Consider the following 17094-nt stretch of genomic DNA (forward strand, 5'->3'; position numbering starts at 1 on the left):
GCCTTCATCGAGACGAATGTCGTCGGCACTTTCACGCTGCTGCAGGAGGCGCTGCGGCATTACCGGGCGCTGCCGGAGGCTCGAAAGCAAGGCTTCCGCTTCCACCACATCTCGACCGACGAGGTCTTCGGCTCGCTGGGCGCGGAAGGCTTCTTCCGCGAGGATACCGCCTATCAGCCGAACTCGCCCTATTCGGCCTCCAAGGCGGCCTCGRACCATCTCGTGCGGGCCTGGCACCACACCTACGCCCTGCCGGTGGTGATGACCAACTGCTCGAACAATTACGGGCCCTATCACTTCCCCGAGAAGCTGATCCCGCTGATGATCATCAACGCGCTCGAGGGCAAGAAGCTGCCGGTCTACGGCAACGGCCTCAATGTGCGCGACTGGCTCTATGTCGACGATCACGCCGACGCCCTGCTCACCGTGGCCACGGCGGGGAAGCTCGGCGAGAGCTACAATATCGGCGGTCACAACGAGAAGACGAACCTCGAGGTGGTGAAGGCGATCTGCACCATCCTCGACGAGCTCAGGCCCGATCCGGCGGGACCGCACGAGCGCCTGATCTCCTATGTCACAGACCGGCCGGGCCATGACGCCCGCTACGCGATCGATGCCGGCAAGATCGGCCGCGAGCTCGGCTGGACGCCGAAGCAGACCTTCGAGACGGGCCTGCGCCGCACGGTCGAGTGGTATCTCGCCAATCCCGGCTGGTGGGGCGATATCCGCTCCGGCAGCTATCGCGGCGAACGCCTCGGCGCGGCCTGAGCGGGAGACGGAAGCGATGCTGAGCGTCGAGGAAACGGCGATCCCTGCCGTCAAGATCATCTCGCCGAAGAAGTTCGGCGACCACCGCGGCTTCTTCTCCGAGACCTGGAGCCGCAAGGCCTTTGCCGAGGCCGGGCTCGATCTCGATTTCGTCCAGGACAACCAGTCGCTCTCGGCAGCGGTCGGCACGCTGCGCGGGCTGCATTTCCAGTCCCCGCCCTTCGCGCAGGACAAGCTGGTGCGGGTGACGCGCGGACGCATCCTCGACGTCGCCGTCGACATCCGGGCGTCGTCCCCGAGCTTCGGCAGGCATGTTGCGGTCGAGCTCTCCGCCGAGAACTGGAGGCAGCTCCTGGTTCCGGTGGGTTTCGCGCATGGTTTCGTCACGCTCGAGCCGGACACCGAGGTGCTCTACAAGGTCACGGCGCCCTACGCCCCGGAGAACGACCACGGGCTCGCCTTCGACGACCCGGCGCTGGGCATCGACTGGGGTCTGCCGCTGGCCTCGCTGACCCTCTCCGACAAGGACCGCAAGCATCCGCGCCTGGCCGAGATGCTGGGTTATTTCGACTGATGGGCCTGCGCATCGCCGTCACCGGTTGGACCGGCCAGGTTGTCCGCGCCATGCTGGAACGCGTGCCGGTGGGTGCCGAGGTCGTCGCGATCCGCCGCCCGGAGCTCGATCTCGCCGATCACCGGACGATCGCGCCGGCTCTTCGTGGGGCCAGGCCCGACGTCATCGTCAATGCCGCGGCCTACACGGCTGTGGATCAGGCCGAGAGCGAGCCCGACCTCGCCATGCGCGTCAACGGCCAGGCGGCCGGCGAAGCGGCGCGCGTGGCCGCCGCCCTCGGCATCCCCGTCATCCAGCTCTCGACCGACTACGTCTTCGACGGGACGCTCGGCCGGCCCTATCGCGAGGACGATGCGACCGGTCCGATCTCGGCCTATGGCGCGAGCAAGCTCGCCGGCGAGCAGGCCGTCGCGGCGGCGACGGCGAACCATGCCGTCCTGCGCACCGCCTGGATCTACAGCCCCTTTGGCAAGAATTTCGTCAAGACCATGCTGCGCCTGGCCGAGACGCGCGACGAGGTCGGCGTCGTCGCCGATCAGCAGGGCTGTCCAACCAGCGCGCTCGACATTGCCGACGCGATCTTCACTGTGGCGCGCAATCTCGCCGAGCGGCCGGGCGAGGCTTCCCTGCGCGGCATCTTCCATATGGCAGCCCGGGGCGAGGCCGTCTGGGCCGATGTTGCCGAGGCGATCTTCGCCGAACAGGCGCGCCTTGGCGGCAAGCCGGTCGCGGTGAAGCGCATCGCCACCACGGATTATCCGACGCCGGCGCGCCGGCCGGCGAATTCGCGGCTCGACTCGACGAAACTGGCAGCGACGCATGGCGTCAGCCTGCCGCAATGGCAGGACTCGCTTTCGGCCTGCGTCAAACGGCTCCTCGCAGATCAGGAATAGACGATGAAGGGCMTCATCCTCGCCGGCGGCTCCGGCACGCGGCTGCATCCGATGACGCTGGCGATGTCGAAGCAGCTTCTGCCGGTCTACGACAAGCCGATGATCTATTATCCGCTCTCGACGCTGATGCTCGCCGGCATCCGCGAGGTGCTGATCATCTCGACCCCGCACGACCTGCCGAACTTCCGGCGCCTGCTCGGCGATGGCTCGGACTGGGGCATGAGCCTCTCCTATGCCGAGCARCCCCATCCCGGCGGCCTCGCGCAGGCCTATCTGATCGGCGCCGAYTTCGTCGCRGGCGARCCCTCSGTGCTGATCCTCGGCGACAATCTCTACTACGGCCACTCGCTGCCGGAGATGATGGCCTCGGCAGCGGCCCGAACCAGGGGCGCGAGCGTGTTCGCCTATCATGTGCGCGATCCCGAGCGCTACGGCGTGGTCGCGTTCGACGCGACCGGCAAGGCGATCTCGATCGAGGAGAAGCCGCAGSTTCCGAAATCGAACTGGGCCGTGACGGGGYTGTATTTCTACGATGCCGAGGTCGTCGAGATCGTGAAGACCCTGAAGCCCTCRCCGCGCGGCGAGCTCGAGATCACCGACGTCAACCGCATCTATCTCGAACGCGGMGAGCTTTCGGTCGAATGCATGGGCCGCGGCTTCGCCTGGCTCGACACCGGCACCCCCGACAGCATGCTCGAGGCCGGCGAGTTCGTCCGCACCCTCGAAGCCAGGCAAGGCCTGCGCATCGCCTGCCCCGAAGAGATCGCCTATCGCCAGGGATGGATCTCGAACGCCCAGCTAACGTTTGGCCGACGGTTCCCCCCAGAAGTGAGGCGTGGGCCTGCGTCCCTGCGCTTCCTGGGTAGGGCCCTTATTCAAGGACACGCCCGTCTAGGTCGCGGACAAGGAAATCGTCGGCCCGTGCGGCAATTGTAAAGCAGCGTTCGATCGCATGATGGAGGGTGCCGTCGAGCTGCCGCTCCTCGGGCTCGAAGTCCTCGATCGACAGCCGGAGCTGCCGCAGGCGTGCGAGCGCGGCCGGGCGGAACCAGAACATCGACCCCTCGAAGAAACCCAGACGAACCGCTTCCTTTGGCGCACACATTTGTGCCGTGATCATCCTGACGCGCGCCTCGTTGCCCATCCAGTATGGTGGTGCTTCACGATAGCAGTCCCTCCAACCGACGATGCCCGTGTCGGGCTTTTCGAACGTGACAAGCGTCCTCCACGTCGCGTTACGCTCTCCCGCCAGCATCGTGAAAAGGAGCTTACGCCGGATCTCACCGTCCAGCAGGTGCGGGCTGCGCTTGGTGTGAAGCTTCAGGACAGCATCGTAGGCGTCAAACACCCCGGCATTGAGCAGCGCAATGAAAGGAGCGATGTCGCGGCCCCGATTTTCGCACGGGTGGATGATCACGTCGGGAATGTCCCATACCAGCCGCCGCACCTGCTCGACTCGGTCGGTTGGAACAGTGAGGTGCAGTTTCGCGCCATTGGGGAGCATCGCGCGACAATCGAGAACCTCGGGCAAAAGGTCGAGATAGAACAGATGCGCGACGAGCGCCGCTCTCACATCTGGCTGGGGCGTGGGCGTTCTGAAACGCGCCGCCAATCGTCGTAGGCGTCGCCCAGCCGGCGACACGAAAGCCGCGCCGATCGTGAGCGCTGCAATCTTCTGATAGACGTGGCGGGCATAGGCGCGAGAGCGAAACCCGAGACGGCCGATCGCGGTCAAGCGCGCGGGCAAGGCCATAACACGAGCCTCATTCCGAATAAGGCGCAACTTCGTCGAAGGGCGTGCATGCGTGCTCAATAAGCATGTTTTTGGAGAATTCCAAGGCATTTACCGCGTTCAGACCCTACGTATCACGCGGTACATGATGGCCATCATTGATCCGCCGATTCTCATCACAAAATCAACTCGGGCCTGGCAATTTGCAGACGAGGCGCTCGCCTGCCCCGTGTCGCCAACTCAAGTGAAGATGGTTCGGCGCCCTCTCATATAGGGCGTTTCAACGACCCAAGCTGAGGCCGTACCCTGGCTCACGCGCCGAGCTAACTGATCGAACCCACTCGCGGCGGAATGCACGAAGTCTCTTTCAAGGTATTCGTTGAGCGCAGTCTGTTCGGGCTGGCCATCCTACGCCGCATGAATTAAATGCCTCGTGACTATAGAAGGCAGATTTCGCCTGTGACGAACGAGACTGCACGGACTGCCGCACGGTCGCATGAGGTATGTAAAATGAGCAGCTCGAATAGAGTAGCGTTGATTACGGGAATAACGGGACAGGATGGCGCCTATCTTGCTGAACTGCTCCTTGCAAAGGGCTACACTGTTCACGGCATAAAGCGGCGCGCATCGCTCTTTAATACTGCCCGTATCGATCATATTTTTCGCGACCCTCACGAGACGGACAGCAATTTTTATCTCCATTACGGAGACATGACAGATTCAACTAATATCATTAGAATAATTCAACAATGCAAACCTGACGAGATTTATAATCTCGCAGCTCAAAGTCACGTCCATGTCAGCTTCGATACGCCCGAGTATACGGCCAATGCGGACGCTATCGGGCCGCTGCGTATCCTGGAAGCCATCCGAATACTCGGCATCGAGCGGCGATGCCGCTTTTATCAAGCATCTACATCCGAGCTGTATGGAAAGGTCCAGGAGATCCCGCAGCGCGAGAGTACCCCTTTTTATCCCCGGTCCCCTTATGCCGCTGCGAAGCTCTATGCCTACTGGATCACGGTCAATTATCGCGAGGCTTATGGAATGCATGCCTCGAACGGGATCCTGTTCAATCACGAGAGCCCCATCCGAGGCGAAACGTTTGTGACTCGCAAGATCACGCGAGCAGTCGCCGCGATCGCGCTCGGCCAGCAGGAAACGTTGTTCTTGGGCAACCTTGATGCAAAGCGCGACTGGGGCCATGCCCGGGATTACGTCGAGGGCATGTGGCGCATTCTGCAGCAGGACGAACCCGACGATTACGTGCTGGCGACCGGGGAAACGAAATCGGTGCGGGAGTTCGTCGAGAAATCCTTTGCCCATGCCGGGTTTACGATCGCGTGGCGCGGCGAAGGCGTTGACGAAGTCGGCGTCGATACCAAGACCGGGAAGACGGTCGTGCGTGTCGATGAGCATTACTTCAGGCCGACGGAGGTCGATCTTCTCATCGGCGACGCATCGAAGGCCCGTCAGCGGCTCGGCTGGAAGCCGACGACAAGCTTCGAGCAACTCGTGGAGGAAATGACGCTGGCCGACCTCGCCCAGGCTCGGAAGGCGAAGCAGCTTGGCGACATGCCGTGAAGGTCCTGCTCACGGGAGGCAATGGCCTCGTCGGAAAGGCCATCAGGCGTGTCGCCGCAGAGCTGCAGCTTGATTGGGAGTTGGAGGCGCCCTCGCGCAACGAGATTGACTTCGGCAGCCAAGCGGCTGTAGCGGACTGGTTCGGCGCCCACAGATATGACGCTGTCATCCACGCGGCAGCCCGTGTTGGCGGGATCAAGGCGAACATAACCTACCCGACGGCGTTCCTCGCCGAAAACGCGCTCATCAACACGCTCGTCATCGAGGCGGCGCGCTCTCAGGGCATCGCAAATCTTCTGTTCGTCGGAAGCTCGTGCATGTACCCCAAGGATCTGGACAAGAAGCTTGAGGAGACAGACATCCTCACGGCTCCGCTGGAGCCGACCAATGAAGGCTATGCCTTGGCGAAGATCCTCAGCGCGCGCCATTGCAGCGCCATTTCAAGCGAGTTCGGACTGAACTACCGGACCATCATTCCGTGCAACCTGTATGGCCCGGATGACCATTTTGACCTGGAAAAGGGGCACCTCATCGCATCGGCCCTGCGCAAGATCACGACGGCAAGGGACGAGGCGCTGCCGTCGGTAGAGATATGGGGCGACGGGACGGCGCGGCGGGAGTTCATGTTCGTCGACGATCTCGCGCGCTTCGTGATTGATTGGCTGCCGCGTCTCGGGGAATTGCCCCAGATGATCAACGTCGGTATCGGCCACGACCATAGTGTCAACGACTACTACCGGATTGCCGCCGATGTGGTGGGCTACGCAGGCAGCTTCGCACACAACACCGCGCTGCCGGCCGGCATGCGCCGGAAGCTCATGGACGTGGGCATGTCTAACAGCCTCGGCTGGCAGGCCACAACAGCCCTGAGCGAGGGCATGCGGAAGGCCTATCTGGGCATGCTACGCCAAGACGGGCAGGTCTCAAGGAAGGTATGACAGATATGAGCGTTTCCTTTCCCCTCGCATCGACGACCTGGGACGACGAAGAGCGCGCAGCACTGCAACGCGTCATCGACAGCGGCCGCTTTACCATGGGCCAGGAAGTGCGGACCTTCGAGGAGCAGTTCGCCACGTTCTTCGGCAGCAAATATGCCGTGATGGTCAATTCGGGCTCGTCCGCCAACCTCCTGGGCCTCGCGGCCGCGTTCTATCATCCGGACCTCGGGTTGCAGCCCGGCGACGAAGTCATCGTGCCCGCCGTCTCCTGGAGCACGACCTACTATCCAGTGCACCAGTGCCGCCTGTCGCTTCGATTTGTCGACGTCGATCGCAGGACGCTGAACCTCGACCCCGATCTCGTCGAAGCTGCGATCACACCGCGCACCAAGGCCATTTTCGCCGTCAACCTCCTGGGCAATGCCTGCGACTTCGCCAGGCTCCGGGAGATCGCGGAACGACACTCGCTCCTTCTGTTCGAAGACAACTGCGAATCGATGGGGGCCCTCTTCGACAAGCGACAGGCGGGCACTCTGGGCTTATTCGGGACGTTCTCAACCTTTTTCTCCCATCATATCTGCACAATGGAAGGGGGGGTCGTCGTCACGGACGACCGCAAACTTTACCATACCATGCTCAGCATACGCGCTCACGGATGGATGCGAGAACAGCCGCAGGACAGCCATCTCGCCGGCGACACGGATGAATTCAAACGCCTGTTCCGGTTCGTTCTGCCTGGCTACAACCTGCGCCCACTCGAAATGGAGGGCGCGCTGGGCCAGACCCAATTGCGTAAGCTTCCGGGTTTCGTCGCGGAGCGGCGCGCCAATGCCGCGCGTTTCACAAACGCTTTTGGCAACCTGCCGGGCGTCCGCATCCAGCAGGAGACGGGCGAAAGCTCCTGGTTCGGATTCGCCATCATCCTGGAGGGAAAGCTCGCCGGCAAGCGTGGCGAGCTGGTGCAGAGGCTCCAGCAGGAAGGCGTGGAGTGCCGCCCCATCGTCGCGGGGAACTTCACGGCCAATCCCGTGCTCGCACATCTCGACCACACGATCGCCGGCCCGCTGCCGGTCGCCGAGGAGATCGACGCCAACGGCTTTTTCATCGGCAACCACCACTATGAAACAGGGGACAAGATCGAGGCCATCGCCGATCTGGTCCGCGATTTCGCGCTGAGGCACGCAGCATGACGACCGCCCCGGACAAAGCCCCCCGCAGTTGCGCGCTCTTCGAGCGGCCCACAGCGAATTACGTCGTTCCCGACGAGGTGATCGGCGGCATTCTCGCGGATCCGGCGCAGCCTCTTGCGCGCATCGCGAAGATCATCCCACCTGAAGCGAGCGTCCTCGACGTCGGCTGCGGCAACGGTAACCTGGGCCGAGTGCTGAAGCGCGCGGGCCGGACGGCCGCCATAGATGGGGTCGAGCCCAACGGATTCGCCGCAAATCTCGCACGTGAGCACTACCGGCAAGTCTACGAGAGCGGCATCGCCGAACTCATCGCTGACGGCACTTTGGGCGACTACGACTTTCTCATCCTCGCGGACGTGATCGAGCACGTGCCGAATCCGTTCGACTTCCTGAGCGGCATCGCTCCACTCGTCCAGCGCGGAACGCGCGTGCTGCTGTCAGTGCCCAACGTCTCCTTCGGCGCGGTGCGGCTTTCGCTGCTGAACGGCTATTTCGATTACGTCGATTCCGGCCTGCTGGAGAAGACGCATCTGCGCTTCCTGACACTGAAGACGCTGCTCCAGCTCTTCTCGGACCTCGGCTGGGGGGTCGAGAAGGTCGTGCGGCTGCAGCGCAGCTTCTTCAACGTAGAATTCGACCGGAAGACGATCGCCGCCGAAGAGTCGGTTCTCCGGCGACTAGCCGCAGACCAGGAGGCACGGACCTACCAGCATCTCTTCATGGTGTCGGCTCGCAGCGACGTTGCTCCGCAGTATGAGGAATACGGCGCCAGCGAAGCCGATATCATGGCCCAGATTCCCGACGCCGCTATTATTCCCGAGGGCGACGGGCGGCCTTTTCCTCGCCCGAGCCTCCTCGGGAAGCTTCTGGGACGTTGATGGTGCGCCGGGGCGACGATCGTTTCGACGCCTCGCGCATTTCTGGCAAAGCCGAGACAATGACCAAAGTTTCCATTTGTATTCCAGCGTACAAGCAGGTTGAATTCCTGAGGGCCACGCTTGCTTCGATCGCCGAGCAGCACTTCCAAGGCTACGAGATAATCGTTTCCGACGACTCTCCGAACGACGAGGTCGAAAGGCTGATCGGCGAGTTCGACTTCGGCGGGCGGCTTCGGTACGTGCGGAATAGCGAAGCGCTCGGTTCACCACGCAACTGGAATGCCGCCCTGGCTCACGCACAGGGCGAATACCTCAAGATCCTGCATCACGACGATCACTTCTCCCACCCCGACGCGCTGGGGCGGTTCGTCGCGCTTCTGGATGAGAATCCGCAGGCGCTCTTCGCGTTTTCGGGCACGACCGTAGAGCACGTCGGGGACGGCTCCAAGCGCCACCATCACATAACCGACGCTCAGGCGCGCTCGCTCGCGCTGTTCCCGGAGCAGCTGTTCATGGGCAACGTGATCGGCGCGCCCTCCGCGACGATCGTGAGGCGGTCGCTCGGCATCGCGTACGATACGCGCATGAAATGGCTGGTCGACCTCGATTACTACATTCGCGCCTTGCGGGTCTGCGCCATCTTCGCCTACACGCCGGACCCGCTCATCACAACACCGACCAGCGCCGCCCACCAGGTGACGGAACTGGTGCGCGACGATGCCGCCGTCGATATCGGCGAGGCGCTGATGCTGTTTGAAAAGTGCCTCGATCGTCTCAACACCACGCCCGACGCTCAGGAAATCTGGATCAGGCTGCTGAGGAAGTACAAGATCCGCTCTGCAGACGACCTCGCTCGTTTCGGGCGCGTATCCGTAGCAATGCAGAGCTATTTCAAGGAACTCTACCGGACACCGCGCCTCCGCCCCGTCAGTTCGGCCCTTGTCGATGCCGCCAGAAACATATTGCCACACAGGGCAAGCCGAAGCCTTTTCGCTTCGATCCGCTATGGCCGCCATGTGTTGCGGATGACGCGAAATACCGCGATTAGGACCGCCTCGCGCGTCTATTTCTCCTTACCCCCCGGCTTCAGAGATACCTGGCGCAACTTCAAGCGGAACCTCGGAGGGCATCCGGATTGATTTTCCGATCTCCGCGATCACCTCTTTCGCCTGATCGAAATCCTGTTCCCACCATTTCGACCGGCGGATGATGTCCTGCGTTTCGGCGTCGAAGCGAAACTTGATCAGTCGCGCGGGCGCTCCGACCACAATCGCGAAATCCGGAACATCCGCATTGACAAAGGAATTTGCGCCGACAACGGCGCCGTTCCCGATCTTTACACCGCGGCGAATAACCGAATTTGCGCCGATCCAGACGTCGTGCCCGACAGTGCAAGGTGCAGCCGTCAACTCACGATACACGTCATTCATGAAGATAGAATTCGTCGAGACAGCGCCCAGCGCATGCTCGCCGGGGCCGATGGATACGTTGTTTGCTATCGAGCAGTAGCGCCCCACAGTCGCATTCGATATCAGGCAATTATACCCGATATAGCTATAATCGCCCACAAAACTCTCATCGGAGATGATAGAGTTTTTCATGGCCTCGACATGTTTTCCTTCGAAAATTTTACTTTCAAACTCAGATGAGATTATCGAACGACCCAAAGGCATCGACGTTATCTTTGAATTCAACATTTCCAAATAAAGATCGCCGATGGAATCTCTTATCCCAAATTCAACCGTCCTGAATCCAAATCTCAGCAAATCGACCATTTCTTTGTTGTAGTTATTCTCCATCTTCTCCCGCAATAGGTCTCCGGTAAGCCCCTCCCTGACGACCTTCGCGGCAAATTCCCCCATTATCATCTCCGCCTTCACTCGCGAGAGGACAGCAGAATGATCGCCACGCTCGAAAAAATGACGCTCTACCAATTCGGAAAAGATACTATCGTCGATAGTCTTCACTACAAATTCACGGCTCATCAGCCTTGACAGAATACCGGCAAGCTTTCTCTCAATCTTTTTCTTGACCACGATTTTCAGCTTAGTAATCAGCGCCTCGCTCCCATTCCCTTACTTCGCGATCAGGCTCTTGATGCGTCGCTTGAGCGCTTGGCGGACATGTCCGGCGAAAGTCTCGCGAGCAGCGACTCCGCCGGCGCCTGGCGCCGGCAATTCCTTCGCGTCGCCTTCCACGTTCCAGGTTGTAACGGCGGAAAGCGCATGCGCCCGGTAATAGGCCTCCTCCTCGTCGACGACGGCGCTGTTGGTGTACCAGGGTAGATGGCGCGCCTGATAACGCCCCATCGTTCGCAGGGCGGGCCCGTAGCAATAGGGCACGCCCGGCCGGTAGAGCGCGAAGGTGGTGTCGATGTCAGCCTCGAACACATCGGGCTCGACCTGGCGGCCGTACAGGCCGCTTTCCCAGGATACGACGCGGTTCTTGAGATGGTAGTGATCAGGCAGGTCGTCGATGCGCAGTCCGAAGCCCGCCTTGAGGATATGCGGATAGGACTGCATGAGCCGCCTGAATCGGAAAACGGCGTCGAGCGGCACCTCCTCGGAGGGAATCACGTCCGGGTCGGTATAGACGAACCACTCCGACATGATCACGGGGTGAAGTTCGGGAAGCTTCCAGAGCGAAGTGTGCCCGAGATTATGGGGAGAGCGGATGACACGATGCCTGGTGGCCTCCAGATAGGCCAGGAGCGGCGGATAGGTCGAGGCGTTGTCGATGATCGTGATGTTCTCGTGGCCGGCGCGCTCCAGCCACTCCACGAGGCGCCGCAGGCAAGCCACCCGATCGCGGGTATTGATGAAGACCGGCACCGACCTGACGAAGGCGGCAGCCTCGTTCGCCGGCGCCGCCCCGGCATCTGCCGGGATCGATCGTGCGTTGCCTTCGCGGCGCATCAGCGGGCGCAACGACGAGACGGCCTTGTTCAGAGCCCTGTCGAGACCCTGGCTGCCGCTCCGGAAGACTTTTCCATATTCTGCGATCCGACCACGAAGGTCGGCGATCTCGGTGCCCGACACTCCGAGCCGCGGCTCCGCCACCGCCAGCAAATCCTCGAGCTTCTGGACCTCCATGCCATCCCCTGGCCTTGCGGGCAGGGCATTTCCCGTGATGACGGCGTGCGCGACCTGTTGAAAGCGCGGCTCCAGCCACGGCCCCAGCTTTTGTGTTCCAGCCGTATAGTGTGCGAGCTGACGCAGTGCGGTCGAGCGTGCGACGCGTTCATGGGCAGCCGCGCGAACATTGCTGTCCGAACTCGGATGAACGCGATAACGCACCAGCGCCTCGGGAATGTTATCTCCTTTCGCGCCGCAATTGAGCATCCTGGCCCACAGGTCGTAATCCTGCGCAGGCATTTCATGATAGCGAAGCTGGTGAGCGTCCAGAAAGTCCCGGCGCATCATCACCGCCGGGTGGGCGAAAGGCGTCCCGACCATGGAATGCAGGGCGACCGCTGCAGCGCCGAGAGGTTCGCGATGCAAGCCGGTTGGATTGCCCTCTTGATCCATCATCTCGATGAACGAGCCGAGAATCGCGTGATCAGGATGAGCAGACAGCCACTCGACCTGCCGCGCGAGCCGGTGCGGCAATGCGATATCGTCCGCATCCAGGCGCGCTATCAGCGTGCCGCGCGCCTCGCCGAGGCCGAGATTGAGCGCATGCGACAGTCCAGGAGCGCCTCCACTGCGCCGCAGCACCCTGACGCGCGAATCCGTCGCCGCGAAACGGCGCAGGATCGTGGGAGATTCGTCAGTAGACAGGTCGTCCACCACCAGAAGCTCGAAGTCGGCGAAGGTCTGAGCGAGCACCGATATCAAAGTCTGCTCAAGATAGCGCTCCGCGTTGTGTACCGGCACGAGCACAGACACGAGCGGGGAAGCCTGCGGATGAGAGTCCATGTGCGATCAATACCTGACGAGATCCAACATCAGCACGTTACGGCGCTGTGGCCAAGCTCGACCTGCAGCCTGTTCCAGCGCGCTGGAATGAGGTCGGTGGCGTCCATTCCGGGATCGGCGAACCACCGAGCGGGTGCAATCACCCTCGCGTCCGGGCGCGGGTCGAGCCAGGCGCCCCACCAGCTGAACGTGCTGTTGGCGATCACATGGTGCCGACATGCGGCCATGATCCGCATGTCTTCGTAGGCCTTGTCGGCGGCATTGCCCTCGACATGCACCATCTCGATCGGCAGGCGGATGTTCTCGCGCGTCCACGCGTGATCGTCCGAAAAGACGAAACCGACCATGTCGGAGCCGCACTCCTCCATCAGCGTTGCGATCGCCTTCTCGTAATAGGCCGGAGAGCAGGTGCCGTGCACCGCGAGCGCGTTCGGGTTGCTTACGTAGTCCCCGCGCCGGATATGGATCGAAACGGTGTTGTCCGCCGCCGCCCGCTTCACGAACTCCGCATTCGCCGGAGACGGAGCATGGCGAAACTGAAAATCCCTTCTCAATGCATCCGCGAAGTCGGCAAAGTACCGCTCGCTCTGCCAATATCCATCAAGATAGACATTGCCAGATTGCGAAGCCACCGCTGGATCGAAGCGCAGCCCTTTCTCCACGACGTGCCGGACAGGACGGCGCCAAGGAAGCAAGCGGGTCCAGCGGCTGTCCGCTCCGAGGGGCACTGCCAGGCCGGCCGGCGCATCGGGGACTTCCAAAACGAAAAAATCCAGCGCATAGGCATGCACATTGTAGTCGGCGAATGCTTGGCGATCGATTGCTAGGCTGTCACGGTTCCTCAATGCCAGCGCGCGACCAGCTGCATACTGGAACATCTGGTTTCCGAGGCCGCCGATGATGCGGGTCGTTATCATGCTATCGTTGCTTTCCGCCGATCGACGACAAGGCGTCACGTAACGCAGACAGGAGACCACCTCGCGGATCAGCCCGAGGACCTTCGGCTTCAGCCGTCGATGGCCTGTCAGTCGCAGATTCGGGCAAGCTCGCCTCCGGAGCGGGGGCAACCGCTTGGCTGCGCGCGGCCTCTTCGGCGAGGAACTCGCTATTGGGCCGTATCGTGATCATCTCGGGCGGCTTCCGGCTCAATCCGACGATGATCTCCAGTGCGCCCGCCAGGTTTCCGAAGAACTGCCAGCGTGTCAGATAGTCCTGCCGCGCCGCCACCACGGCCGGAAGGCAAGTACCGTAGCCGGTCTCGTCTGCGAGCAAGCTACCAATCCGAGCGATCGCCGCTTCCGGCTCTGCGATATCGATGCGCGTGAACGCGTCGGGCGACGCATATCTCTCCGCATTGACGCTGCCGGAGTAAATCGGATGACAAAAGGCTAGCCACGCATCGGGCATCTTCTCGGTAACGAAATCCCGCTCGTCGCTGTTTTCCAGAACGAGCGTATATCGGTAGGGCAACAGGGTGTCCCACTTGCTTTCAAAAGGTCGAATTCCTCGCCCGAAGATATCGATCGCAGGATGCACTTGCCGCAAACGTTCGAGGAAATCGAGTCGCCGCCTGTGCCCTTCGGTAAAGGCTTTGTCGGATATCAGGACGCAGATGTCCCGGCTTTTGGCTGGCGGGGGCATCACCAGCAGTTCGTCGAGATCGCGCTCCACAAACCAGGGATGAGCGGGCTGAAGGTAGATCTGGCGGGGGTGAGACAGATCGTTGCGGCCACTGATGACATAGCCGAACTGAGCGAGAAACTCAGGATGATACCGGCCAATGTCACTTGGCTCTCCGGTGATGAACACTGTGCGATCCGGCGGACAGAAAACATCGGCTCGCGTCTCGAGCGACTCGAAGACGGCCCACGCCTCGCAATGCTTGAGCGCCTCGTCGACACTGAACCGAAAGCTTCCCCAACGGCCCGAGCGCCCTGGTGTCTGGCGCAACCAAGGCCACCGCGGCGCACAAGTATCTAGCCGGACCAACCGTGTCATATGCGCTGCATCTGCCACTGGGGATCGATATGGACATAGCCGAAGGGCTGCTCGCCCTTGTGTTGGACGTTGTAGTCCTTGGCTTCCGCGACTCGGAACGAGAGTTGCCCCGCCTCGCCGAAATAATCGCAGATCCCGAAACGGCTGGCGTGTACCTCAAAAATATATTCGCCGTGAACAAGAAGGTTAGCGGGGATGACGCCCTCCAGGACAAAATGCCCGATCGGGAACCGCGACTTTTCAGCATCCCAGTCGTCGAAAAGCGCCCGTGCGATCACATGACCGTCGATGGTCTTGACATAGAATCCGAGCCGAAGGTCGTCGATCGGCGTCAGAATCTCGACTTCGATCGAAACCGCAATCTGCTCTTCCCCGACGAAATCCATCAGGTTCCGCGTATCCTGACGGACGTTCATATCGACGAGAATGATATCGTCCGTGATGATCGGCAAGGACGCCGTCCGTCTCGTTATGGTACTGTTCAGGTATTTCCGGACGGCGCTTTCGACGGCCTGCTTCGGGCCGGCCCTGCCGGCCTCGAGCAGAAGGGCAGTATCGCACACGCCCCGCACCGCAGCCATGGAATGGCTAACGAACAGGACCGTCCGCCCTTCATGGGCCAAGGCGTCAAGCTTCTTCTGAGACTTGGCCTGGAAGCCCGAGTCGCCCACCGCCATGACCTCGTCGAGGATGAGAATATCCGGCTCCAGATGCGCGGCGACGCCGAAAGCGAGACGGACATACATGCCGCTCGAATAGCGCTTGACGGGCGTATCCAGAAACTTGGCGATTTCGGAGAAATCGACGATCTCATCGAACCGTCGCTTCACCTCGGCCTGCTTCATGCCGAGAACGGCGCCGCTAAGAAAGATATTCTCCCGCCCGGTCAACTCCGGATGAAACCCGGTGCCGACCTCGAGCAAGCTGCTGAGCCGCCCACGCACACTGACCTTGCCGCTGGTCGGCGCCATGACGCGCGACAGCACCTTTAGCAGCGTCGATTTCCCGGAACCGTTTCGGCCAATGACCGCCATGCGTTCGCCGGGCTCGACCTCGAAGCTGATATCCCGCAGGGCCCAAAAATCGGTACTCTCGTCGTCCTCGCCTGAAGGGCGCAACGAATGGAGCATGCGACCGACCGTGTCGCGCAAGCTCCCACTCTCGGAGTCGCTGGCTCGGCCGATCCGGAAACGCTTCGATAGGCCTTCGGCAATAATGGCTTTTTTCATCGTTTTTATAGGTCGTCGCAGAAACGACTTTCCGATTTCATGAAGAACCGCACGCCCGGAATCAGGCAAACTACGGTAAAGACGACCGCTACGCTGAAGCTGAATGTCGGAAACGGTGTTCCGGCGTCCAACAACGACCAGCGAAACCCATCGATGATGCCGACCATCGGGTTGAGCGCGAAGACCATACCCCACTTGCCGGGCACAACGCTGCTGGCGTAACCGACAGGGGACATGTAGGCGCCCAGCTGCAGAACGACCGGCAGAAGATACCTGAAATCGCGGTAACGGACATTAAGCGCCGCGACCCAGGTGCCGCAGGCCATGACGAACAAACACAACAACAATATACAGACTGGCAAGAATAAAACATTAATTCCAGGAGGATGCCTAAAATAGATCGCCAGCAAAAAATAGATAAAGAAAGATATTACGAAATCAACAACACCAACAAATATGCAACTGACTGGCAATATAATCTTAGGAAAATAAACTTTTGATACGATCGGCGTGTTCGCAATGACGCTATTGCCCGCCTCGGAAAAGGTCGTCGCGAAAAACATCCAGGGGAGGAGGCCCGTGAAAACGAGGAGTGCGTAGGGTGAGTCATTGGACGGCAGCTTCGCGAACCCGCCGAAGACGATCGTGAACACAATCATCATCGTCAGCGGGCGAATGACGGACCAGCTGAAACCAATAAGCGTCTGCTTGTATCGAACGACGAGATCGCGCCATACCAGCAATTGAAAAAGTTCACGGTGTTGCCAAACGTCGCGCCAATAGTTCGGATTCTGCGCGTCGGCCGTAATCTCGATCACTGCTTGATTGCCATCGGGCGCCGATTTGCCCTGTTCGGCAATAAGATACGCCATTAACCGATCATCCTGTGAAATTTCGCACGTTCGCGATGAAGCTGGTAGTGCAAATCCGCGCGCGTTTCTAGCCCGCATGGAGACGCAGCCCCGCCCCGCCTGTTGCGCTGATCGCACTGGCATCACCGACAATAACACTTCACGCGATGAGGCGGCTCTCTCGCCTTGTACAGGATCCCGCACTCAAAGCACACGGCTCAAATACTCGGCTCCAGCATCCCACGGGATCTGCCAAGCTTGCTCGGCACTCTGGAAGGGTAATAGACCGGATAATCCATGACCGAGCCACGACCACTGCCGTCCGAGCTGGGGTAGAGCGACTGAGGGCTCGTCTCAAAGAGGGCCGTTTGATGCGCTCCGAGCCGGAAGACTTTTGAGCGTTGATGCAAACGCGAACGCGTGGTGGAAAGCCATCAAATAGGAGACTTAGTGGGGAAACAACAAGCGTCGAAGCGGCTGCATTCCCAGCCCGAGCTGTTTGCGCCAGCGCATTATCGGTCGCTCGAAAGCGATATGCAGCA

Annotated in this window: 16 protein-coding genes; 9 read left to right on the forward strand and 7 right to left on the reverse strand. The window is 60.9% G+C overall.

Features of this window, described 5'->3' with window-relative positions; genetic code table 11:
* The 4 genes from AC1DNE_RS28110 to rfbA form a co-directional block, all read left to right on the forward strand.
* Positions 1–768, forward strand: a 768-nt coding sequence (locus tag AC1DNE_RS28110) for a dTDP-glucose 4,6-dehydratase (protein ID WP_476841325.1), incomplete at its 5' end; no start/stop codon positions are given.
* A 16-nt stretch (positions 769–784) separates the two neighbouring features.
* Positions 785–1342, forward strand: coding sequence for a dTDP-4-dehydrorhamnose 3,5-epimerase (gene rfbC / locus AC1DNE_RS28115; protein ID WP_441470020.1), 558 nt, complete (start codon positions 785–787; stop codon positions 1340–1342).
* Positions 1342–2235, forward strand: a complete 894-nt coding sequence (gene rfbD, locus AC1DNE_RS28120; protein ID WP_476841326.1) for a dTDP-4-dehydrorhamnose reductase — start codon at positions 1342–1344, stop codon at positions 2233–2235. The genes rfbC and rfbD overlap by 1 nt, the downstream gene beginning before the upstream one ends.
* A 3-nt stretch (positions 2236–2238) precedes the next feature.
* Positions 2239–3171, forward strand: a complete 933-nt coding sequence (gene rfbA / locus AC1DNE_RS28125; RefSeq protein WP_476841327.1) for a glucose-1-phosphate thymidylyltransferase RfbA — start codon at positions 2239–2241, stop codon at positions 3169–3171.
* Here rfbA and AC1DNE_RS28130 read toward each other — a convergent pair.
* Entirely contained in the window at positions 3107–3988 is an 882-nt protein-coding gene (locus AC1DNE_RS28130; RefSeq protein ID WP_441473610.1) for a rhamnan synthesis F family protein, read from the reverse strand. The genes rfbA and AC1DNE_RS28130 overlap by 65 nt on opposite strands.
* Positions 3989–4477: 489 nt before the next feature.
* Here AC1DNE_RS28130 and gmd point away from each other — a divergent pair, with 489 nt between their 5' ends.
* The 5 genes from gmd to AC1DNE_RS28155 all read left to right on the forward strand — a co-directional run bounded on the left by gmd (position 4478) and on the right by AC1DNE_RS28155 (position 9696).
* A complete protein-coding gene (gene gmd / locus AC1DNE_RS28135; RefSeq protein ID WP_441473611.1) occupies positions 4478–5551 on the forward strand; it encodes a GDP-mannose 4,6-dehydratase in 1074 nt (357 codons plus the stop codon).
* Positions 5548–6489, forward strand: coding sequence for an NAD-dependent epimerase/dehydratase family protein (locus AC1DNE_RS28140; RefSeq protein ID WP_476767062.1), 942 nt, complete (start codon positions 5548–5550; stop codon positions 6487–6489). The genes gmd and AC1DNE_RS28140 overlap by 4 nt, the downstream gene beginning before the upstream one ends.
* 5 nt (positions 6490–6494) lie before the next feature.
* Positions 6495–7679, forward strand: coding sequence for a DegT/DnrJ/EryC1/StrS family aminotransferase (locus AC1DNE_RS28145; protein WP_441473613.1), 1185 nt, complete (start codon positions 6495–6497; stop codon positions 7677–7679).
* Positions 7680–7756: 77 nt separating this feature from the next.
* A complete protein-coding gene (locus AC1DNE_RS28150; protein ID WP_476767064.1) occupies positions 7757–8557 on the forward strand; it encodes a class I SAM-dependent methyltransferase in 801 nt (266 codons plus the stop codon).
* The gene (locus AC1DNE_RS28155) at positions 8557–9696 is read left to right on the forward strand and encodes a glycosyltransferase family 2 protein (protein ID WP_441473615.1); all 1140 of its coding nucleotides are present in this window, start codon (positions 8557–8559) and stop codon (positions 9694–9696) included. The genes AC1DNE_RS28150 and AC1DNE_RS28155 overlap by 1 nt, the downstream gene beginning before the upstream one ends.
* Here AC1DNE_RS28155 and AC1DNE_RS28160 read toward each other — a convergent pair.
* Genes AC1DNE_RS28160 through AC1DNE_RS28185 form a run of 6 tightly spaced genes read right to left on the reverse strand, consistent with a single transcriptional unit; the run spans position 9631 to position 16573 of the window.
* A complete protein-coding gene (locus tag AC1DNE_RS28160) occupies positions 9631–10593 on the reverse strand; it encodes a CatB-related O-acetyltransferase (RefSeq protein WP_441473616.1) in 963 nt (320 codons plus the stop codon). The two genes, AC1DNE_RS28155 and AC1DNE_RS28160, sit on opposite strands and share 66 nt — an antisense overlap.
* A gap of 39 nt (positions 10594–10632) precedes the next feature.
* The gene (locus tag AC1DNE_RS28165) at positions 10633–12444 is read right to left on the reverse strand and encodes a glycosyltransferase family 2 protein (RefSeq protein WP_441473617.1); all 1812 of its coding nucleotides are present in this window, start codon (positions 12442–12444) and stop codon (positions 10633–10635) included.
* A gap of 59 nt (positions 12445–12503) precedes the next feature.
* The gene (locus AC1DNE_RS28170; protein ID WP_441473618.1) at positions 12504–13391 is read right to left on the reverse strand and encodes an alpha-1,2-fucosyltransferase; all 888 of its coding nucleotides are present in this window, start codon (positions 13389–13391) and stop codon (positions 12504–12506) included.
* 1 nt (position 13392) lies between these two features.
* The gene (locus tag AC1DNE_RS28175; protein ID WP_441473619.1) at positions 13393–14424 is read right to left on the reverse strand and encodes a glycosyltransferase family 10 domain-containing protein; all 1032 of its coding nucleotides are present in this window, start codon (positions 14422–14424) and stop codon (positions 13393–13395) included.
* A 44-nt stretch (positions 14425–14468) separates the two neighbouring features.
* Entirely contained in the window at positions 14469–15701 is a 1233-nt protein-coding gene (locus AC1DNE_RS28180; protein ID WP_441473620.1) for an ABC transporter ATP-binding protein, read from the reverse strand.
* Between the two features lie 5 nt (positions 15702–15706).
* Entirely contained in the window at positions 15707–16573 is an 867-nt protein-coding gene (locus AC1DNE_RS28185; protein WP_476767066.1) for an ABC transporter permease, read from the reverse strand.
* Positions 16574–17094: the final 521 nt, after the last annotated feature.

The organism is Allobosea sp. 05L423 (assembly GCF_056397745.1).